The organism is Streptomyces sp. NPDC027672 (assembly GCF_055566335.1).
Genome location: NZ_JBVHSO010000002.1, coordinates 800,094 through 820,119, shown reverse-complemented (window position 1 = coordinate 820,119; position 20,026 = coordinate 800,094). Strand labels below are relative to the sequence as shown.

17 protein-coding genes and 1 pseudogene are annotated in these 20,026 nt (G+C 72.4%); 16 read left to right on the top strand and 2 right to left on the bottom strand.

What is annotated here, in order from left to right; all coding sequences use genetic code 11:
- Positions 1 to 3: 3 nt before the first annotated feature.
- From hpnH to ACZ4SV_RS07940, 6 genes and pseudogenes are all read left to right on the top strand, one after another.
- Positions 4 to 1,026, top strand: coding sequence for an adenosyl-hopene transferase HpnH (hpnH, locus tag ACZ4SV_RS07965; RefSeq protein ID WP_365882277.1), 1,023 nt, complete (start codon positions 4 to 6; stop codon positions 1,024 to 1,026).
- Between the two features lie 4 nt (positions 1,027 to 1,030).
- Positions 1,031 to 1,846 (top strand): annotated as a pseudogene (gene ispG / locus ACZ4SV_RS07960) (flavodoxin-dependent (E)-4-hydroxy-3-methylbut-2-enyl-diphosphate synthase); the annotation flags it as partial.
- 112 nt (positions 1,847 to 1,958) lie between these two features.
- Positions 1,959 to 3,857 (top strand): 1-deoxy-D-xylulose-5-phosphate synthase, encoded by a 1,899-nt coding sequence (gene dxs / locus ACZ4SV_RS07955; protein WP_468002358.1) that lies wholly within the window; start codon positions 1,959 to 1,961, stop codon positions 3,855 to 3,857.
- The gene (locus tag ACZ4SV_RS07950) at positions 3,854 to 5,239 is read left to right on the top strand and encodes an aspartate aminotransferase family protein (RefSeq protein WP_397935542.1); all 1,386 of its coding nucleotides are present in this window, start codon (positions 3,854 to 3,856) and stop codon (positions 5,237 to 5,239) included. The genes dxs and ACZ4SV_RS07950 overlap by 4 nt, the downstream gene beginning before the upstream one ends.
- A gap of 106 nt (positions 5,240 to 5,345) precedes the next feature.
- Positions 5,346 to 5,969, top strand: coding sequence for a helix-turn-helix domain-containing protein (locus tag ACZ4SV_RS07945; protein ID WP_397980181.1), 624 nt, complete (start codon positions 5,346 to 5,348; stop codon positions 5,967 to 5,969).
- Positions 5,966 to 6,088, top strand: coding sequence for a DUF6126 family protein (locus tag ACZ4SV_RS07940; RefSeq protein WP_365881093.1), 123 nt, complete (start codon positions 5,966 to 5,968; stop codon positions 6,086 to 6,088). Before ACZ4SV_RS07945 ends, ACZ4SV_RS07940 begins: the two co-directional genes overlap by 4 nt.
- 25 nt (positions 6,089 to 6,113) lie before the next feature.
- Here ACZ4SV_RS07940 and ACZ4SV_RS07935 read toward each other — a convergent pair whose 3' ends face one another.
- Positions 6,114 to 6,911, bottom strand: coding sequence for a tyrosine-protein phosphatase (locus ACZ4SV_RS07935; protein ID WP_365881091.1), 798 nt, complete (start codon positions 6,909 to 6,911; stop codon positions 6,114 to 6,116).
- Positions 6,912 to 7,082: 171 nt separating this feature from the next.
- Here ACZ4SV_RS07935 and ACZ4SV_RS07930 point away from each other — a divergent pair, with 171 nt between their 5' ends.
- The gene (locus ACZ4SV_RS07930; RefSeq protein ID WP_468002354.1) at positions 7,083 to 9,164 is read left to right on the top strand and encodes an alpha-galactosidase; all 2,082 of its coding nucleotides are present in this window, start codon (positions 7,083 to 7,085) and stop codon (positions 9,162 to 9,164) included.
- A gap of 155 nt (positions 9,165 to 9,319) precedes the next feature.
- A complete protein-coding gene (locus tag ACZ4SV_RS07925; RefSeq protein WP_468002509.1) occupies positions 9,320 to 10,105 on the top strand; it encodes an SGNH/GDSL hydrolase family protein in 786 nt (261 codons plus the stop codon).
- Positions 10,106 to 10,433: 328 nt separating this feature from the next.
- On the opposite strand, the gene ACZ4SV_RS07920 is transcribed toward ACZ4SV_RS07925, so the two are convergent.
- Positions 10,434 to 11,054 carry a TetR/AcrR family transcriptional regulator gene (locus ACZ4SV_RS07920; RefSeq protein ID WP_468002352.1) on the bottom strand — a complete coding sequence of 207 codons (621 nt, stop codon included), beginning with the start codon at positions 11,052 to 11,054 and terminating at the stop codon, positions 10,434 to 10,436.
- Between the two features lie 145 nt (positions 11,055 to 11,199).
- On the opposite strand from ACZ4SV_RS07920, the gene ACZ4SV_RS07915 reads away from it, so the two are divergent.
- The 8 genes from ACZ4SV_RS07915 to ACZ4SV_RS07880 all read left to right on the top strand — a co-directional run bounded on the left by ACZ4SV_RS07915 (position 11,200) and on the right by ACZ4SV_RS07880 (position 20,002).
- Positions 11,200 to 12,378 carry an MBL fold metallo-hydrolase gene (locus ACZ4SV_RS07915; RefSeq protein WP_468002350.1) on the top strand — a complete coding sequence of 393 codons (1,179 nt, stop codon included), beginning with the start codon at positions 11,200 to 11,202 and terminating at the stop codon, positions 12,376 to 12,378.
- A 567-nt stretch (positions 12,379 to 12,945) separates the two neighbouring features.
- The gene (locus ACZ4SV_RS07910; protein ID WP_468002348.1) at positions 12,946 to 15,450 is read left to right on the top strand and encodes a sensor histidine kinase; all 2,505 of its coding nucleotides are present in this window, start codon (positions 12,946 to 12,948) and stop codon (positions 15,448 to 15,450) included.
- An 89-nt stretch (positions 15,451 to 15,539) separates the two neighbouring features.
- The gene (locus ACZ4SV_RS07905; protein ID WP_468002346.1) at positions 15,540 to 15,974 is read left to right on the top strand and encodes a roadblock/LC7 domain-containing protein; all 435 of its coding nucleotides are present in this window, start codon (positions 15,540 to 15,542) and stop codon (positions 15,972 to 15,974) included.
- A 2-nt stretch (positions 15,975 to 15,976) separates the two neighbouring features.
- Positions 15,977 to 16,348 carry a DUF742 domain-containing protein gene (locus ACZ4SV_RS07900; RefSeq protein WP_365882369.1) on the top strand — a complete coding sequence of 124 codons (372 nt, stop codon included), beginning with the start codon at positions 15,977 to 15,979 and terminating at the stop codon, positions 16,346 to 16,348.
- Positions 16,326 to 16,925, top strand: a complete 600-nt coding sequence (locus ACZ4SV_RS07895; protein WP_468002344.1) for a GTP-binding protein — start codon at positions 16,326 to 16,328, stop codon at positions 16,923 to 16,925. The genes ACZ4SV_RS07900 and ACZ4SV_RS07895 overlap by 23 nt, the downstream gene beginning before the upstream one ends.
- Positions 16,926 to 16,986: 61 nt before the next feature.
- Positions 16,987 to 17,562 carry a GAF domain-containing protein gene (locus ACZ4SV_RS07890; RefSeq protein WP_397935528.1) on the top strand — a complete coding sequence of 192 codons (576 nt, stop codon included), beginning with the start codon at positions 16,987 to 16,989 and terminating at the stop codon, positions 17,560 to 17,562.
- Between the two features lie 179 nt (positions 17,563 to 17,741).
- Entirely contained in the window at positions 17,742 to 18,770 is a 1,029-nt protein-coding gene (gene tdh, locus ACZ4SV_RS07885) for an L-threonine 3-dehydrogenase (RefSeq protein WP_397935526.1), read from the top strand.
- Positions 18,771 to 18,808: 38 nt separating this feature from the next.
- Positions 18,809 to 20,002: a glycine C-acetyltransferase gene (locus ACZ4SV_RS07880; protein WP_365882377.1), complete on the top strand. Its 1,194-nt coding sequence runs from the start codon at positions 18,809 to 18,811 to the stop codon at positions 20,000 to 20,002.
- Positions 20,003 to 20,026: the final 24 nt, after the last annotated feature.

Sequence of the window (20,026 nt, the reverse complement as noted above, 5' to 3'; positions counted from 1 at the left end):
CAGATGGCCATGCCGTTGCGCCAGTCCATCAAAGTCGCTACATACCTGGCCGAACAGAAGCTCCGCAAGCGGGACAAGTTCCCGCTCATTGTCGAGCTGGAACCGCTTTTCGCCTGCAATCTGAAATGTGAGGGCTGCGGCAAGATCCAGCACCCGGCCGGCGTGCTCAAGCAGCGCATGCCGGTGGCCCAGGCCGTGGGCGCGGTGCTGGAGTCCGGTGCGCCGATGGTGTCCATCGCCGGCGGCGAGCCGCTGATGCACCCGCAGATCGACGAGATCGTGCGTCAGCTGGTGGCGAAACGGAAGTACGTCTTCCTCTGCACCAACGCCATGCTGATGCGCAAGAAGATGGACAAGTTCACCCCCTCGCCCTACTTCGCCTTCGCCGTGCACATCGACGGGCTGCGCGAGCGGCACGACGAGTCCGTCGCGAAGGAAGGCGTGTTCGACGAGGCGGTGGAGGCCATCAAGGAGGCCAAGCGGCGCGGCTTCCGGGTGACCACCAACTCCACCTTCTTCAACACCGACACCCCGCAGACCATCATCGAGGTGCTCAACTTCCTCAACGACGACCTCAAGGTCGACGAGATGATGATCTCGCCCGCCTACGCCTACGAGAAGGCCCCGGACCAGGAGCACTTCCTCGGGGTGGAGCAGACCCGCGAGCTGTTCAAGAAGGCCTTCTCGGGCGGCAACCGCCAGAAGTGGCGGCTCAACCACTCCCCGCTCTTCCTGGACTTCCTGGAGGGCAAGGTCGACTTCCCGTGCACCGCGTGGGCGATCCCCAACTACTCGCTCTTCGGCTGGCAGCGCCCCTGCTACCTGATGAGCGACGGGTACGTGCCGACGTACCGCGAACTGATCGAGGAGACCGACTGGGACAAGTACGGCCGCGGCAAGGACCCGCGGTGCGCCAACTGCATGGCGCACTGCGGTTACGAGCCCACCGCCGTCCTCGCCACCATGGGCTCCCTGAAGGAGTCCCTGCGGGCGATGCGCGAGACCGTCTCCGGGAACCGGGAGTGACACGGTGACCGCCGTCCCCCTGGGCGTCCCCGGGGTGCCGGCCCGCCCGGTGGCGCCGCGACGGGTGTCGCGGGGGATCCGGGTGGGGCCGGTGGCGGTCGGCGGCGGGGCCCCGGTGTCGGTGCAGTCGATGACGACGACCCGTACGTCCGACATCGGCGCCACCTTGCGGCAGATCGCGGAACTCACCGCCTCCGGCTGCCAGATCGTCCGCGTCGCCTGCCCCACGCAGGACGACGCGGACGCCCTGGCGGTCATCGCCGCCAAGTCGCGGATCCCGGTGATCGCGGACATCCACTTCCAGCCGAAGTACGTGTTCGCCGCCATCGAGGCCGGCTGCGCGGCGGTGCGGGTGAACCCGGGCAACATCAAGCAGTTCGACGACCAGGTGAAGCAGATCGCGCGCGCCGCCAAGGACCACGGCACGCCGGTCCGCATCGGCGTCAACGCCGGCTCCCTGGACCGGCGGCTGCTGCAGAAGTACGGCAAGGCCACGCCCGAGGCCCTGGTGGAGTCCGCGCTCTGGGAGGCGTCGCTCTTCGAGGAGCACGACTTCCAGGACATCAAGATCTCCGTCAAGCACAACGACCCGGTCGTCATGATCGAGGCGTACCGGCAGCTCGCCGGGCAGTGCGACTACCCGCTGCACCTCGGCGTGACCGAGGCCGGCCCGGCGTTCCAGGGCACCATCAAGTCGGCGGTCGCCTTCGGCGCGCTGCTCAGCCAGGGCATCGGCGACACCATCCGCGTCTCCCTGTCCGCGCCGCCGGCCGAGGAGGTCAAGGTCGGCATCCGCATCCTGGAGTCGCTCGGGCTGCGCCCGTCCGAGATCGTGGAGACTCTCATCGAGGAGGCCGTGAAGCCGGCCGGGCGGACGGACCCGGCGGACCACGAGGGTTGAGACAAGGCACGGACCGAGAGGGGGCCCGAGAGTGACCATTCTGGAGAGCATCCGGGGACCACGCGACCTGAAGGCGCTGGCCGAGACGGAACTCGGAGAACTGTCCGGAGAAATACGCGAGTTCCTGGTGCACGCGGTGTCGCGGACCGGCGGTCACCTGGGGCCCAACCTGGGCGTGGTGGAACTCACCATCGCGCTCCACCGGGTCTTCGAGTCACCGGCGGACCGCATCCTGTGGGACACCGGACACCAGAGCTACGTGCACAAACTGCTGACCGGCCGCCAGGACTTCTCCAAGCTGCGCGGCAAGGGCGGACTGTCCGGCTATCCCTCGCGCGAGGAGTCCGAGCACGACGTCATCGAGAACAGCCACGCCTCCACGGTGCTCGGCTGGGCCGACGGCCTCGCCAAGGCCCGCGAGGTGCGGGGGGAGCAGAGCCATGTGGTCGCCGTCATCGGCGACGGCGCGCTGACCGGCGGGATGGCCTGGGAGGCGCTGAACAACATCGCGGCGGCCAGGGACCGGCCGCTCATCATCGTCGTCAACGACAACGAGCGCTCCTACGCCCCCACCATCGGCGGCCTCGCCAACCACCTGGCCACCCTGCGCACCACCGACGGCTACGAGAAGGTCCTCGCCTGGGGCAAGGAGGTCCTCCAGCGGACCCCGGTCGTCGGCGGCACGCTCTACGAGTCCCTGCACGGCGCGAAGAAGGGCTTCAAGGACGCCTTCGCACCGCAGGGCATGTTCGAGGACCTGGGCCTGAAGTACCTCGGCCCGATCGACGGCCACGACATCAAGGCCGTCGAATCGGCGCTGCGCCGCGCGAAACGCTTCCACGGGCCCGTCCTGGTCCACTGCCTCACCGAGAAGGGCCGCGGCTACGAACCCGCCCTCGCGCACGAGGAGGACCACTTCCACAGCGTCGGCGTGATGGACCCGCTCACCTGTGCCCCGCTCGCCCCGCCCGGCGGCCCGTCCTGGACCTCGGTGTTCGGCGAGGAGATCGTGCGGATCGGCGAGGAGCGCGAGGACGTCGTCGCGATCACCGCGGCCATGCTGCACCCGGTCGGCCTCGGCGCGTTCGCCGCACGCTTCCCGGACCGGGTGTGGGACGTGGGCATCGCCGAGCAGCACGCCGCCGTCTCCGCGGCCGGCCTCGCCACCGGCGGGCTGCACCCGGTCGTCGCCGTCTACGCCACCTTCCTCAACCGCGCCTTCGACCAGGTGCTGATGGACGTCGCGCTGCACCGGTGCGGGGTGACCTTCGTGCTGGACCGGGCCGGTGTCACCGGCACCGACGGTGCCTCCCACAACGGCATGTGGGACCTGTCCGTCCTCCAGGTCGTCCCCGGCCTGCGGATCGCCGCGCCGCGCGACGCAGACCAGTTGCGCGCCCAGTTGCGCGAGGCCGTCGCCGTGGACGACGCGCCGACCCTGATCCGGTTCCCGAAGGAGACCGCCGGCCCGTGCGTCCCGGCCGTCGGCCGGGCGGGCGGCATGGACGTCCTGCACCGCGCCGAGCGCCCCGAGGTGCTGCTGGTGGCCGTCGGGGTGATGGCCACGGTGTGCCTGAAGGCCGCCGAACTGCTGGAAGCCCGCGGGATCGGCTGCACGGTGGTGGACCCGCGCTGGGTCAAGCCCGTCGACCCCGCGCTGCCCCCGCTCGCCTCCGGTCACCGGCTGGTGGCCGTGGTGGAGGACAACAGCCGGGCCGCGGGCGTCGGTTCGGCCGTGGCACTGGCCCTCGGCGACGCCGACGTGGACGTACCGGTACGGCGCTTCGGCATCCCGGAGCAGTTCCTCCCGCACGCCAAGCGCGGCGAGGTGCTGGCCGACATCGGTCTCACGCCCGTCGAGATCGCCGGGCGGATCAGCGCCAGTCTGGCCGTCAAGGACGCCGACGGCACAGTCAAGGAGAGTGAATGACCACCGAGTTCGACCTCGGCGCCCTGCTCGCCGAGCGCGGAGCCGAACGCTACGAGCTGCACGCCAAGCACCTCAACCCGCAGCTCCCGCGCATGCTGCACACCATCGGCTTCGACAAGGTCTACGAGCGCGCCGAGGGAGCGCACTTCTTCGACGCGGACGGCAACGACTACCTGGACATGCTCGCCGGGTTCGGTGTGATGGGCCTCGGCCGCCACCACCCGGTCGTCCGCAAGGCGCTGCACGACGTCCTGGACCTGGACCTCGCCGACCTGACCCGCTTCGACTGCCAGCCGCTGCCCGGACTGCTCGCCGAACGGCTCCTCGCGCACAGCCCGCACCTGGACCGGGTGTTCTTCGGCAACAGCGGCACCGAAGCGGTCGAGACGGCCCTGAAGTTCGCCCGCTACGCCACCGGCAGGCCCCGCGTCCTCTACTGCGACCACGCCTTCCACGGTCTGACCACCGGCTCGCTGTCGGTCAACGGCGAGAACGGCTTCCGCGACGGCTTCGCGCCGCTGCTGCCCGACACCGCCGTCCCGCTCGGCGACCTCGACGCGCTGGAACGCGAGTTGCGCAAGGGCGACGTGGCCGCCCTGATCGTGGAACCCATCCAGGGCAAGGGCGTGCACGAGGCACCGCCCGGCTATCTGCGCGCCGCGCAGGAACTGCTGCACCGGCACAAGGCGCTGCTCATCGCCGACGAGGTGCAGACCGGCCTCGGCCGCACCGGCGACTTCTACGCCTACCAGCACGAGGACGGCGTCGAACCGGACCTGGTGTGCGTGGCCAAGGCGCTGTCCGGCGGCTATGTGCCGGTCGGCGCCACCCTCGGCAAGGAGTGGATCTTCAAGAAGGTCTACTCGTCCATGGACCGCGTGCTGGTGCACTCGGCCAGCTTCGGCGCCAACGCACAGGCGATGGCGTGCGGCCTCGCCGTGCTGTCGGTCATGGAGAACGACCAGATCGTCGCCCAGGTGCGCGCCACGGGGGAGCTGCTGAAGTCCCGGCTCACCGCGCTGATCGACACATACGAACTGCTCGCCGACGTGCGCGGCCGCGGTCTCATGATCGGCATCGAGTTCGGCCGGCCGTCCTCGCTGAAGCTGCGCACCCGCTGGACCATGCTCCAGACGGCCCGCAAGGGACTGTTCGCGCAGATGGTCGTCGTACCGCTGCTCCAGAAGCACCGCATCCTCACCCAGGTCTCCGGCGACCACCTGGAAGTGATCAAGCTCATTCCGCCGCTGGTCGTCGACGAGGCCGACGTCGACCGGTTCGTGGACGCCTTCACGGCGGTGATGGACGACGCGCACAGCGGCGGCGGCCTGATGTGGGACTTCGGCAAGACCCTGATCAAGCAGGCGGTGGCCAACCGCTGACCGGGGCGCCGGGCGCGCGGGCCGGCGGCGGGCGGCCGAGACCCCGGGCGTTTGCCTCTGAGGCAAGAAAATTGCCCGAGAGGCAAGCGTGGGGCTCAATGGAGGCATGAACGCCTCAGACGCCGCGCCGCCGCCGGCCGCCGACGGCGGCCTGTCCGCCGTCGCGCCGCAGCTGCGGTCCCTGCGCCGGCGGGCCGGGCTGACCCTGGAGGCCGCGGCCCGCGCCGCCGGCCTCTCCCCGGCCCATCTGTCCCGGCTGGAGACCGGGCACCGGCAGCCCTCGCTGCCGATGCTCCTCGCGCTCGCCCGTATCTACGGTACGACCGTCTCCGACCTGCTCGGTGAGACGGCCGCCGACCGGGACGCGATCGTGCGCGCCGCCGACATGGAACCGACCCGGGCCGGCGGCTGGACGTACGTCCAGGCCGGGGCGTCCGGCCGCGGCATGCAGGCCCTGCGGGTGCGGGTGCCGTACGGCTCACAGGGCGACATCGTGCGCGTCCACCCCGGCGAGGAGTGGCTCTACGTCCTGGGCGGCCGCCTGCGGCTGCGGCTCGGCGACACCGCCCATCTGCTCGGCCCCGGTGACAGCGCGCACTTCGACTCGCTCACCCCGCACCGCCTCGCCGCCGAGGACCACGACGGCGTCGAGCTGCTGTTCGTCCACACCCTGCTGCAGAGCCCCACGGCCACGCTGTGCCTGGGGCCGTCGAGCGGAGAGCTGCCATGACCAACCTCGAAGAGAAGTTCCCCCGGTCCCTGTGGATCCGGCTGATCATCTACATCGCCCTCGGACACGTCCTGGCGGCCTTCCTCTACCTGCTGTTCGCGGTGGGTGCCAAGAGCTGACCGGCGGGGCCGCGGGCCGCCCGGGTCAGTCCAGCAGACGGTCGCGCAGCCGCTCGCGGACCGCGGGCGTGACGCCGAGACCCCGGTCCAGATAGCCGTCCACGTCGCCCCAGGTCTCCTCGATGCTCGCGAACGCCGCCTGTAGATACTCCGCGCGGGCGTCGAAGAGCGGGCTGAGCAGGTCCATCACCTCGGGCGTGTACGCCGTGTCCGCGCTGCCGCTGCGACGCACCCGGTAGCGCCGGTGCTTGGCGTTGGACTCCAGGTAGTCGGCGACGATCGCCTCGCGCTCGACGCCCAGGGCGAGGAGGGTGACGGCGATGGAGACGCCCGCGCGGTCCTTGCCGGCCGCGCAGTGCATCAGCGCGGGGACGCTGTCCTCGGCCAGCGCGCGCAGCACCCGGGAGTGCTCGGCGGTGCGCTCCTTGACGATCTGCCGGTAGGAGGCGGTCATCCGGGCCGCCCCCTTGCCATCGTCGAGCAGCGCGCGCAACTGGTCCAGATCGCCGTCGCGGACCATCTTCCAGAACTCGGCGCCGTCCGCCGGGTCGCTCAGCGGCAGGTTCACGTTCCGCACGCCGGGCAGCTCGACGTCCGGGCCCTCCAGCTTCTGGTCGGCCGCGTTGCGGAAGTCGAAGATCGTGTGCAGCCGCAGGGAGGCGAGGAAAGCCGCGTCCTCCTCCGTCGCGTGCGCGAGATGGCCGCTGCGGAACAGCACTCCGTGGCGCACCCGCCGTCCGTCCACGGTCGGCAGCCCGCCCACATCACGGAAATTGCGCACTCCGGCCAGCTCAGGCTCGGTCGACGGGACCTGTTGCGTCACGGGGGCTCCTCCCGGTCGGTTCCCGCCGTCATGGCTCGTCGGCGGGGGCTGCGTCGACCATACGGCATCCATTTCCCCGTGAAACGAGTTGTCCACAGGCATTGCCAGGCCGGCGCCCGGCCTCGATGATGTCGGGATCTGCGCGAATCTGTTGACACCTGTGAGGTCTCGATGGTGGACATCGCCGAGGACGGCCGCACCTGGCTCCTGTCGAGCCCCGGCAGCAGTTACGCCCTGCACCTCACCGACGCCGACGAGCTGGTCCATCTGCACTGGGGGCCGCGGATCGCGCTCGCCGACGCCGTGGCGCTCGCGGCGCGCCCGCTGCCCGGCCACCGCCCCTTCGAGTCCCCGCTCGACGGCCGCGAGGAGTATCCCGTCGAAGGCGGACCCCGCTTCGTCCGCCCCGCCCTGTCCGTCCGCACCGAAGAACGGCGCGGCACCGAGTGGCGCTTCGTGTCGTACGCCGCGGACGGCGGCGCGGACGACGGGCTGCGGCTGCGCTTCGACGACGACGGCGTGACCGTCACGCTGCACTACCGGATGCGCGGCGACGTGGTCGAACGCCGGGTGACCGTCCTGAACGGCGGCCACGCGCGCGTGGAGCTGCTGCGCGCCGACGCGGCCACCTGGACCCTGCCCGAGCGCGAGGGCTGGCGGCTGTCCCAGTTGCACGGCCGCTGGGCCGCCGAGTCCCGGCTCACCACCGCCCCGCTCACCTACGGCGAGAAGATCATCGGCAGCCGCCGCGGCCACACCGGCCATCAGCACCTGCCCTGGGTCGCCCTCGACACCGACGCCACCGAGGAGCACGGCGAGGTCTACGCCTGCGCGCTCGGCTGGTCCGGCTCCTGGCGCATCGCCGTGGCCCAGCTCCCGGACGCGCGCGTACAGATCACCGGCGGCGCCGGCCACGACGACTCGGGACTGCAACTCCTGGAGCCCGGCGAGTCGTACACCACCCCGGTCTTCGCGGGCCTGTGGAGCGACGGCGGCCACGGCGGTGCCAGCCGCGCCTGGCACGCCTACCAGCGCGCCCACGTCGTCCCGGACGCCGGACGGGACCGGCCGGTGCTGTTCAACTCCTGGGAGGCGACGCACTTCGACATCTCCGAGGAGCAGCAGGCCGCCCTCGCCCGCCGCGCCGCCGAGATCGGCGTCGAGCTGTTCGTGGTGGACGACGGCTGGTTCGGCGCCCGCACCAGCGACCGCGCCGGCCTCGGCGACTGGACCCCCAGCCCCGACCGCTTCCCGCACGGCCTGGGACCCCTCGCGAGCCTGGTGCACGGCCTCGGCATGCGCTTCGGCATCTGGGTGGAGCCCGAGATGGTCAACCCGGACAGCGAGCTGTACCGCGCGCACCCGGACTGGGTGCAGTACCAGCCGGGACGCACGCGCACGCAACAGCGCCACCAGCTCGTGCTCAACCTCGCGCGCCAGGACGTCCAGGACCATCTGTGGGAGCGGCTGGACACCCTGCTGTCCAGCACCCCGATCGACTATGTGAAGTGGGACTTCAACCGCTGCTTCACCGACGCCGGCTGGCCCGGGGAGCCGTATCCGCAGCGCCTGTGGACGGACCACGTCCACGCCCTGTACGCCCTGCTGGACCGGTTGCGCGCCGCGCATCCGCAGGTCGCCTTCGAGTCCTGCTCGGGCGGCGGCGGCCGGATCGACCTCGGGGTGCTCGGCCGCACCGACCAGGTGTGGACCTCCGACAACACCGACCCGCTGGACCGGCTCGCCATCCAGCACGGCTTCACCCAGCTCCATCCCGCGCGCGTGATGGCCGCCTGGGTCACCGACAGCCCCAACACCCAGCTGAACGGGCGGGTCAGCTCGCTGCGCTTCCGGTTCGTCAGCGCCATGGCGGGCGTCCTCGGGATCGGCGGCGACCTGACGCGGTGGAGCGCGCGGGAACGGGACGAAGCCCGGCGGTGGGTGGAGCTGTACAAGGAGATCCGCCCGCTGGTGCAGCACGGCGAGCTGTACCGGCTGCGGCCTCCCACGGGCGGCCTGAGCGCCGTGCAGTACGTCCGGGGCGGGCGGAGCGTCGTCCTCGCCTGGCTCCAGACGCAGCGCTACGGCGAGCCGGTACCGGCGCTGCGGCTGCGCGGACTCGACCCGTCGGCGTCGTACGCGTGCCGCGAAACGGGCGAAGTGCACCGGGGGGCGGTGTTGCTGCACCACGGCCTGCGTACGGACCTCAAGGGCGACTTGGACGCGACGGTCATCCGGCTGCACCGTATCTGACCCGATCGGGAGAAGAACCTTATTCCTGCATTGCAAACTCTTTACGAGTGGCTCATCTCACCGCTCGTCAACCCCCGCCTACGGTCGCGTAAGTCACATCGGAAGGTGAATCATGGTCCGACGTGGCAGACGATTCGAAGAATGACAGCAGATCAGTGATCGGGTCGTACGTGGCGGTGGGGGACAGCTTCACCGAGGGCGTCGGCGACCCCGGGCCCGACGGGGCGTTCGTAGGCTGGGCCGACCGGTTCGCGGTACTGCTCGCCGACCGGCGCCCCGAGGGCGACTTCCGGTACACCAACCTCGCCGTGCGCGGGAAGCTGCTGGACCAGATCGTGGCCGACCAGCTCCCGCAGGCCGTCGCCCACGCCCCGGACCTCGTGTCCTTCTGCGCGGGCGGCAACGACATCATCCGCCCGGGCACCGACCCCGACGAGGTGGCCGAGCGCTTCGAACGCGCCGTGGCCCGGCTGACCGCGGTCGCCGGCACGGTCATGGTGACCACCGGCTTCGACACCCGTGGCGTGCCCGTGCTCAAGCATCTGCGCGGCAAGATCGCCACCTACAACGGGCATGTCCGCGCCATCGCCGACCGGTACGGCTGCCCCGTACTCGACCTGTGGTCCCTGAAGTCCGTGCAGGACCGCAGGGCCTGGGACAGCGACCGACTGCACCTCTCGCCCGAGGGGCACACGCGCGTGGCGCTGCGCGCCGGACAGGTCCTCGGCCTGGACGTCCCGGCCGACCCCGAGCAGCCCTGGCCGCCGCTGCCGCCCCGAGGCACCCTGGAGGTCCGCCGCGACGACGTCCAGTGGGCGCGTGAGTTCCTCGTCCCCTGGATCGGGCGCCGGCTGCGCGGGGAGTCCTCCGGCGACCACGTGACCGCCAAGGGCACGCTCTCACCGGACGACATCAAGCTGCGGATCTCCGCCGTGGCCTGATCCCCGTCCGTCCGGTGGCCGTCTGCCGGCCGTGTCCCGCGCGGGTGGCTCGGTGCGGTGGGGTGCTCGCTCACCGCTGTGGGTCCGGCTCAAGGTTGGGCGGCTCAAGGCAGGGCGGTTCAAGGCCGGGCGGCTCAAGGTCGGGCGGCGCGGGGGCGGTTCGGGGGCGCGGGCGCGCCTTGTCGTGCCTGGCGGTGGGCTTCCCGTGCCCCGGCTTACCGTCGGTGGCTCGGCCCCCCTGGGTGGCTCGGCTCGTCGCGGGTGGCCCGGCTCGTCGCCGGTGGCTCGGATCATCGCCGGTGGTCCGGCTTACCGCCGGTGGCCCGGATCACCGTCGGCGGTCGGTCAACGCCGCGCGGTCGACGCCGAGTTCGCGGGCGAGGGCGTCGTCCGCCCACTCCCGGGCCCGGGACCGCGGCACCGCGCCCGGGTACGACGTGAGCTGCACGGCGAGCCCGTCCAGCAGCGCGGTCAGCCGCAGCGCCGTACCGGCCGGGTCCGCGCACGTGAACTCCCCGCCCGCCACGCCCTCCTCGATGACCTCCGTGATCGCCGCCTTCCACTGCCGGTCCAGGTCCCGGGTGACCTCCCGCAGCGCCGGCTCCCGCAGCGCCACCGCCCAGCCCTCGATCCACAGCCGCCAGCCCTTGGCCTGGCCGGTCGGCGCGTACCAGCGCACCGCCGCCCGCAGTCGGCGCAGCGCCGTCGTCCGCCGCCCCAGCAGCCCGCGCAGCCGGGCCAGATCGTCCGCCGCCGCATACGCGAACGCGGCGGCGACCAGCCGCTCCTTGGTGGAGAAGTGGTACAGCACCAGCGCGTTGCTCACCCCGAGCGTCGCGGCCACGTCGGCGATCCTGACCGCCGCCACGCCCCGCGCCTCGATCTGCCCGATGGCGGCGCGCAGCAACTCCTCACGCCGCTCCGCCACACTCAACCGCACTCTGGCCACGCCGTCACCCTAGGGCCTGTCCGGCTTTTCCCGTCCGCCGCGTGCCCGTGACCCCGGGCACGCCCCGCCGCGACCGGGCCGCCGGAGGGGTTGTCGGAGGAGCCGACCATAATAGGGGGCCTCACCCACTTCACCGGGAGGTACCGTGACCGGTTTGCGTTCTCCGGGCTCCGGGCTGCGCGCGCTGCGGCCCGCCGCGTTCGGCGCGGACCCGGGCGGTGCCCGCCTGGCACGCATCCGCCGCTCGCCGCACTTCAAGGACGGCGTCTTCCAGAACCCCGGCGGCCCCGCCCGGACCCGCCCCAGCGGCTCCACGCTCGACCTGGCGAAGGTGTTCCTGGACAAGGACGCCCGGCCGCTGCGCGCCCCCCAGGGCACCGTGCCGGTGCACCCCACCACCTTCGCCGACCTGGCCGAGCCGCCCGCCACCGGACTGCGGCTGACCTGGATGGGCCACTCCAGCGTGCTCGCCGAGATCGACGGCCACCGGGTCCTGTTCGACCCGGTCTGGGGCGAGCGCTGCTCCCCGTTCCCGTTCGCCGGGCCCAAGCGTCTGCACCCGGTGCCGCTGCCGCTGGCCGCGCTCGGACCGGTCGACGTGGTGGTCATCTCCCACGACCACTACGACCACCTGGATCTGCCCACCATCAAGGCGCTGGCCGGCACGGACACCCTGTTCGCCGTGCCGCTCGGCGTCGGCGCCCACCTGGAGCACTGGGGCGTGGCCCCGGACCGGCTGCGCGAACTGGACTGGCACGAGTCCACCCGGGTCGGCGGCCTCACCCTCACCGCCACCCCGGCCCGCCACTTCTGCGGCCGGGGCCTGCGCAACACCCAGCACACCCTCTGGGCGTCCTGGGTCGTCGCCGGCGAGGAACACCGGATCTACCACAGCGGCGACACCGGCTACTTCGACGGCTTCAAGGACATCGGCGCCGCCCACGGCCCGTTCGACGCCACGATGATCCAGATCGGGGCCTACAGCGAGTTCTGGCCCGACATCCACATGACCCCCGAGGAAGGCCTGCGCGCCCACCTCGACCTCCAGGGCGACGCACCGCACGGCGTGCTCCTGCCGATCCACTGGGGCACCTTCAACCTCGCGCCGCACCCCTGGGCCGAGCCGGGGGAGTGGACGAAGGACGCCGCCGAGGAGGCCGGCCAGGCGGTGGCCCTGCCGCGCCCCGGCGAGCCCTTCGAACCCGCCGGCAAGCTGCCGGCGGAGCCGTGGTGGCGGGGCGTCTCGGGAGAGGTCCGGCGCACCTGGCGCTCGGTCGGCGCCTTCGTGGCGGAACCGCCCGCGCGCGGAGCCGGCACCCGGTGAACTGAGACCCGGCGGCCCCGGCCCGCCCTCGTACCCCACGCAGCGCACGTACCCCGATCCGGGTACGTGCGCTGCGTCGTGTTGTCCCGGTGCCGCGCATCCGCCGAGCCAGGGCCAAGGCAATCACACTCTGTGATTATCCTGCCGGAGAGACCGGGGGCCGGAAGCCTCGCGGGCCGCCGCCGCGGTGCACCGGAAGCCGGACGGCGGCCTCTGCCCGCCTATCGGTGCCCCGGGAAGCGAACGGCACCCGGTGCGGCCTTCACTCCGTACTGACCGCATCCGAACAGGTCGGACCGGTTCCGTTCGGATCCGTTCGCGCGCTGCACAGGCGTCATCGGACTGTCGTACGGCACCTCATACCAGAGCGGGACGCTCCTCGGGGGACTTTGCCGACTGCCGACCGCACGGGAAGCGCGGACGACTACTGTGAGTGTCCGTCGGGCGACGCGGCCGGTTCACCGGTCCCGCCGGCCGACGCATCGGTGACGCCTGCCCGCATCCACGCGTGCCCGCGGCGCACACCGCACGAGGACTCCAAGCCCGACGGACAGTACGAGGACGCAGATGTCTCACCTCCGAGCACCGGCCACCCGCGCCGACCGCCGCGAGGGCGGCCGGCACGGGCGGCCGGGCGCCCGACCCGCTCCTGCACTGCCCGAGACGCACATACGGCCACAGCTGATGCGACTCGCCGTCCTGCCGCCGCTCGCGGTCGCGCTCAGCGCCGGCGCCCCCGTGCTGTTCAGCATCCGTTCCGCCGGCGCACGCACCAGCCCCCTGCTGTGGGGCGTGATCGCGGCGGCGGCCGGCGTGGCCGCCGTCGGCATCCTGATCGCCGCCGTGGCCGCCGACCGCGCCGCCCGCTCGGTCACCACCCGCGTCGACGCGCTCCGGCGCACCGCCGCACACGGCGAGGCCGACCTGCGCGCCCTGGTCGACGCGCTCCGGCGGGGCGAGACCCCGCCCCAGCGCGGCCGCCGCCGCCCGCCCCCGGCGGACGCCGACGACTTCGACCTGCTCGCCGCCGACCTGGCCCGCGCGCACGACGGCGCCGTCACCGCCGTCGTACGGGCCGCCCAGCTCTCCAGCCGGACGGGCAGCGAACAGAAGCTGGAGGTGTTCGTCAACCTCGCGCGGCGCCTTCAGTCCCTCGTGCACCGGGAAATCTCGATCCTCGACGACCTGGAAAACGACATCGAGGATCCCGACCTGCTCAAGGGCCTGTTCCACGTGGACCACCTGGCCACCCGGATCCGGCGGCACGCCGAGAACCTCGCCGTGCTCGGCGGCGCGGTCTCCCGCCGGCAGTGGAGCAACCCGGTCGGCATGACCGAGGTGCTGCGCTCCGCCATCGCCGAGGTCGAGCAGTACTCCCGGGTCAAGCTGGTGCCGCCCGTCGACGGCGAACTGCGCGGCCACGCCGTCGCCGACGTCATCCATCTGCTCGCCGAACTCGTCGAGAACGCCACGGTGTTCTCCGCCCCGCACACCCAGGTGCTGCTGCGCGCCAGCCTCGTCACCTCCGGGCTCGCCGTGGAGGTCGAGGACCGCGGGCTGGGCATGACCCTCACCGAGCAGGACCGGATGAACGCCGTGCTCGCCGACCCCGACCAGGTCAATGTCGCCAGCCTGCTGGCGGACGGCCGCATCGGTCTCTACGTCGTCTCCCAGCTCGCCCGCCGGCACGGTATCCAAGTGCGGCTCCAGACCAACATCTACGGCGGGGTGCAGGCCGTACTCGTCGTCCCCCAGCCGCTGTTGGGGCCCGCGCTCGCGGTACCGGGCGCGGTCGCCGGGACCGGAGCCGAGGCCGGCACCGAGCCCGCTGGCAGCACTGGGAACGGCTCCGCGTACGACGGCCGGACGGCGAACGGCTCCCTGTACGACGGCCGGACGGCGAACGGCTCCGTGTACGACGGAGGGAATGCCGCCGGGCCCGTGGGCGGGACGGTGGCCGGCGGCGGGTCCGGGGCCGGGAGCGCGACGGAGTCCGGGGCGGGGGCCGGTCAGGGTGTGGCCACCGGGCGGCGGCGGCACGCGCAGCGCGGGACCGGGCGGCGCGGCATCGAGAGCGGTACCTACGGACAGCACGGCGCCGCCCCGGCCGCGCTGCCCGTACGCGGCACCCAGGAGGCGCGGCCCATGCCCGTCGATGCCGGGCACGGTGTCAGCGCCGAGGACCGGCAGGTGGTGGAGGCGCACACGGGCGTTCCGCCCACCCCGCGCGTCGACCCGGTGCGCGGCACCATGGACAAGCCCCAACTGCCCCGCCGGCGCGCGCAGGAGCACCTCGCGCCCCAACTCCGCGGCGGCCCGGCGCCCCGCCAGGACACCGACTCCGCCGCCGGCCACGATCCCGGTCTGATGGCCGCCTTCCGGCGCGGGATCGGACTCGCGGAGGCCCAGCAGAGCCTGGACACGGCCATCGACACAGCCATGGACACGGCCATCGGCACGGACAGGGAGGCGAGCACGGCCGCGGGTGCGGAGACGGAGGTGCACGCCGTGTCCGCGTACGCCGAGTCCTCCGGATACGCCGCGGCCTCCGAGTCCTCCGAGTCCTCCGAGTACGCGGAATCGCCGTACGGGCCAGGGACGTACGAGGACGGCAGGCACCGGGGGACGGCGTACGGGCCCGTGCGTCTGCCCCACAGGGATGTCACGCATACGGACGCCACACACAGGCACGCCACGCACATGACGGTTGCCGACATGGACGCAGACCACATGGACGCGGACCCCATGGACGCCGACCACATGGACCCAGACCATGTGGCTCCAACCCACACGGCCGCCCCCGACCTGGGCCCGGGCCACATGGCTCCCCTCCACATGGCTCCAGCCCACACGGCCGTTCCCCACACGGGCCGGGACCACACGGCTCCTCTCCCTCCGCCCCGGGACCACACGGCTCCGCTCCCCATGGCTCCGGACCCCACACCCCCGGGCCACGCCCCTCTGGACCGACCGCCGCTCCCGGCCCCCCTGCCCCGCACCCGCGTCCACGCGCCCGCCCCGGACGACAGCCAGGGCGCCGGCCGCACCGAGGGGAGCACCCCCGCCGGATGACCACGCCGGCACCCGCGCCCGCGCCCGCACGCCGTACCCCCATCCCCAGCGCTCCCGCTGATCTTCGTACCCCAAGGAGTCGATCCACCATGGCGAGCGAAGCGCCGACCGTTCCCGCGTCCGACCTCGACTGGCTGCTGAGCGGCCTCGTGCAGCGCGTACCGCACACCTCCAGCGCGGTGCTCCTCTCCTCCGACGGGCTGGTGAAGTCCGTGCACGGCCTCGACCTCGACAGCGCCGACCACATGGCGGCGCTGGCCTCCGGCCTGTACTCGCTCGGCCGCAGCGCGGGCGTCCGGTTCGGCGACGGCGGGGAGGTCCGCCAGGTCGTCGTCGAACTCGACGCGACCCTGCTGTTCGTCACCACCGCGGGTTCCGGCACCTGCCTGGCCGTGCTGGCCGGCCGCGACGCCGACGCCGCGGTGCTCGGCTACGAGATGGCGATGCTGGTCAAGAGCGTGCGCCCGTACCTGGCGACCGCGCCCCGGCAGCTGAGCGCGGACCCCGCGGCGACGGGGCATTGAGCGTGGCCGCAGCCGGCGACGGGCCCTGGCTGGACGGCGCGGCCGGGCGGCTGGTGCGTCCGTTCGCGGTCAGCGACGGCCGGACCAGACCCAGCATCGCCCTCGACCTGATGTCGCAGGTGCTGGCCACCGGCGTCACCCCGCTCGGCTACCTCGGCCCCGAGCACGCGCAGGCACTCGGCCTGTGCCGCGCGCCCGTCCCGGTCGCCGAGGTGGCCGCCCAGCTCAAGCTGCCCGCGGTGGTCACCAAGGTGCTGCTCGCGGACCTGGTCGACTGCGGTGCGCTGACCACCAAGCCGCCCGCCTACCACCACACACCCACTGACCGGTCTCTGCTGGAGGCAGTGCTCGATGGACTACGACGACAGCTCTGACCCGTTCCCGACCGCGCTCAAGATCCTGGTCGCGGGCGGGTTCGGGGTCGGCAAGACGACCTTCGTCGGCGCGGTCAGCGAGATCGCGCCGCTCAGCACGGAGGAGCTGCTCACCTCGGTCAGCGTCGGCACGGACAGCCTCGACGGCGTCGAGAACAAGATGGAAACCACGGTCGCCATGGACTTCGGCCGGATCACCCTCGACGCCGACCACGTGCTGTACCTGTTCGGCACGCCCGGACAGGAGCGGTTCTGGTTCATGTGGGACGAGCTGTCCGAAGGCGCGCTCGGCGCGGTCGTCCTCGCCGACACCCGGCGGCTCCAGGAGTGCTTCGCGGCCGTCGACTTCTTCGAGGAGCGCGGGCTCGCCTTCGTTATCGCCGTCAACGAGTTCGACGGCTCCCACCGCTACGACCCCGACGAGGTGCGGGCCGCCATCGGCCTCGACCCGGAGGTCCCGGTGGTGCGCTGCGACGCCCGGATCTCCAGCTCCGGTGTGCAGACCCTGCTCACCCTCGTACGCCATCTTCTGGCCCGCACCCCGGCGGCCGTGCCCAGCCAGCGCGCCCGCATGTGATCCCGCCCCACCGTTCACGGAGCCCTTGTATGAAGCACACCCACAGTGCCGGAGTCCGGCCATGAGCTACGAGCCGCCCCGGCCGGTCCGCGGTCTGCTGCTCACGCCCGAGGACAAGGAGGCACCCGCCCGCGTCCACCGGCTGCGCCGGCTCGGCCTGGCGGACCGGCCCGACCCCGCGCTCGACGCCTTCGCCGGCCGTCTCGCCCAGCTCACCGGCGCCTGCTACGCCATGGTCAACTTCATAGGCGAGGACCACCAGTTCTTCGCGGGCCTGAGCGCGCCCGTCCTCGCGCCCGTCGTCCGCGAAGACGGCAGCCGGGCCGCGATCGGCCGGATGCTGCCGCGCGACCATGGGTTCTGCCCCCATGTGGTGGTGCGCCACAAGGCACTGGTCCTGGAGGACGTCCGCGACTATCCGCGGTTCGCGGGCAACCCGGTCGTCGACGCGTTCGGTATCCGCTCCTATCTCGGCGCCCCGCTCATCGACGGCTCCGGTATGGCGCTCGGCACCGTGTGTGCCGCCGACACAGCGCCCCGTGCCTGGGGCCGGACCGGCCTGGAGACCATCAAGGCGTTCGCCGCCGACCTCGTCGTACGCCTCGAACGCGGCGCGGAGGACGGCCTGCCCTTGTGAGGCGGGCGGCACGCTGCCCGGAGGGGCCTGTAGGAAAGCTGAGGCGCCGGTTAAGAAAAGCTCGATGGACCCCGGCTCGCGCATACGGCAGATTGCAGGGTGATTCCACCCCTCTGACCCGGTGCGGGCGCCGTCGGCATGCCCGCGTGCCCGGGTCTCATCCCTCAGGAGCCGTAGCGTTGAAGGCGCTGGTCAAGGACAAGGCGGAGCCGGGACTCTGGCTGACGGACGTCCCGGAGCCGGTCATCGGCCCCGGTGACGTCCTCATCAAGGTCATGCGGACCGGGATCTGCGGTACCGACCTGCACATCCGGGCCTGGGACGGGTGGGCGCGGCAGGCCATCCGCACGCCGCTCGTGGTCGGCCACGAGTTCGTCGGACAGGTCGTGGAGACCGGCCGGGACGTGACCGAGGTCCGCGTCGGCGACCGGGTCAGCGGCGAAGGCCACCTGGTGTGCGGCAAGTGCCGCAACTGCCTGGCCGGCCGCCGCCACCTGTGCCGGGCCACCGTCGGCCTCGGCGTCGGGCGCGACGGCGCGTTCGCCGAGTACGTCGCGCTGCCCGCGGCCAACGTCTGGGTGCACCGGATCCCCGTCGACCTCGACGTGGCCGCGATCTTCGACCCGTTCGGCAACGCCGTGCACACCGCGCTGTCCTTCCCGCTGGTCGGCGAGGACGTGCTGATCACCGGCGCCGGACCGATCGGTCTGATGGCCGCCGCCGTGGCCCGGCACGCGGGCGCCCGCAACGTCGTCATCACCGACGTCAGCAAGGAACGCCTGGAACTGGCCCGCAAGACCGGGGTGAGCCTCGCGCTGAACGTCGCCGAGTCCACCATCGCCGACGGCCAGCGCCGGCTGGGCCTGCGCGAGGGCTTCGATGTCGGCCTGGAGATGTCCGGCCGCCCCGAGGCGATGCGGGACATGATCGCCAACATGACGCACGGCGGCCGGATCGCCATGCTCGGCCTGCCCGCCGAGGAGTTCCCGGTCGACTGGGCCCGGATCGTCACCTCGATGATCACCATCAAGGGCATCTACGGCCGCGAGATGTTCGAGACCTGGTACGCGATGTCGGTGCTGCTGGAGGGCGGCCTCGACCTCGCCCCCGTGATCACCGGCCGGTACGGCTACCGCGACTTCGAGGCCGCCTTCGCCGACGCCGCGAGCGGCACGGGCGGCAAGGTCATCCTCGACTGGACCGTGTAACTCCCCTCATCCGCCGGCACCTTCAGGAGAACCCCCCTATGTTCGACACCGTACGCGACGACCTGCGCACCACCCTCGACGAGATCCGCGCCGCCGGTCTGCACAAGCCCGAGCGGGTCATCGGCAGCCCGCAGTCCGCGACCGTGAACGTCACCGCCGGCGGCCGCCCCGGCGAGGTCCTCAACTTCTGCGCCAACAACTACCTCGGCCTCGCCGACCACCCCGAGGTGATCGCCGCCGCCCACCAGGCCCTGGACCGCTGGGGCTACGGCATGGCCTCCGTCCGCTTCATCTGCGGCACCCAGGAGGTGCACAAGGAGCTGGAGGCCCGGCTGTCGGCGTTCCTCGGCCAGGAGGACACGATCCTGTACTCCTCCTGCTTCGACGCCAACGGCGGTGTCTTCGAGACCCTGCTCGGCGAGGAGGACGCGGTGATCTCCGACGCCCTCAACCACGCCTCCATCATCGACGGCATCCGGCTGTCCAAGGCCCGCCGCTTCCGTTACGCCAACCGCGACCTGGCCGACCTGGAGACCAAGCTGAAGGAGGCGTCCGGCGCGCGCCGCCGGCTGATCGTCACCGACGGCGTCTTCTCCATGGACGGCTACGTCGCCCCGCTGCGCGAGATCTGCGACCTCGCCGACCGCTACGACGCGATGGTCATGGTCGACGACTCGCACGCCGTCGGCTTCGTCGGCCCGACCGGCCGCGGCACCCCCGAACTGCACGGCGTCATGGACCGCGTCGACATCGTCACCGGCACCCTCGGCAAGGCCCTCGGCGGCGCGTCCGGCGGCTATGTCGCCGCCCGCGCCGAGATCGTCGCCCTGCTGCGCCAGCGCTCCCGCCCGTACCTGTTCTCCAACACCCTCGCCCCGGTGATCGCCGCCGCCTCCCTGAAGGTCCTCGACCTGCTGGAGTCCGCCGACGACCTGCGGGTGCGGCTGGCGGAGAACACCGCGCTGTTCCGCCGCCGGATGACCGACGAGGGCTTCGACGTGCTCCCCGGCGACCACGCCATCGCGCCCGTCATGATCGGCGACGCGGCGCAGGCGGCCCGGATGGCCGAGCTGCTGCTGGAGCGCGGGGTCTACGTGATCGGCTTCTCCTACCCGGTCGTCCCGCAGGGCCAGGCCCGCATCCGCGTCCAGCTGTCCGCCGCGCACTCCACGGCCGACGTGCACCGCGCGGTCGACGCCTTCATCGCCGCGCGCGCCGCACTGGCGGCCTGACCGGACCCGGTGACCTGGGATAAT

Coding starts and splice junctions, on each gene's coding strand:
- ACZ4SV_RS07910 (WP_468002348.1), top strand. CDS start 12,946: ATGTCTCACCTCCGAGCACCGGCCACCCGCGCCGACCGCCGCGAGGGC.
- ACZ4SV_RS07880 (WP_365882377.1), top strand. CDS start 18,809: ATGTTCGACACCGTACGCGACGACCTGCGCACCACCCTCGACGAGATC.
- hpnH (WP_365882277.1), top strand. CDS start 4: ATGGCCATGCCGTTGCGCCAGTCCATCAAAGTCGCTACATACCTGGCC.
- ACZ4SV_RS07930 (WP_468002354.1), top strand. CDS start 7,083: ATGGTGGACATCGCCGAGGACGGCCGCACCTGGCTCCTGTCGAGCCCC.
- ACZ4SV_RS07950 (WP_397935542.1), top strand. CDS start 3,854: ATGACCACCGAGTTCGACCTCGGCGCCCTGCTCGCCGAGCGCGGAGCC.
- ACZ4SV_RS07890 (WP_397935528.1), top strand. CDS start 16,987: ATGAGCTACGAGCCGCCCCGGCCGGTCCGCGGTCTGCTGCTCACGCCC.
- ACZ4SV_RS07895 (WP_468002344.1), top strand. CDS start 16,326: ATGGACTACGACGACAGCTCTGACCCGTTCCCGACCGCGCTCAAGATC.
- ACZ4SV_RS07945 (WP_397980181.1), top strand. CDS start 5,346: ATGAACGCCTCAGACGCCGCGCCGCCGCCGGCCGCCGACGGCGGCCTG.
- ACZ4SV_RS07940 (WP_365881093.1), top strand. CDS start 5,966: ATGACCAACCTCGAAGAGAAGTTCCCCCGGTCCCTGTGGATCCGGCTG.
- ACZ4SV_RS07905 (WP_468002346.1), top strand. CDS start 15,540: ATGGCGAGCGAAGCGCCGACCGTTCCCGCGTCCGACCTCGACTGGCTG.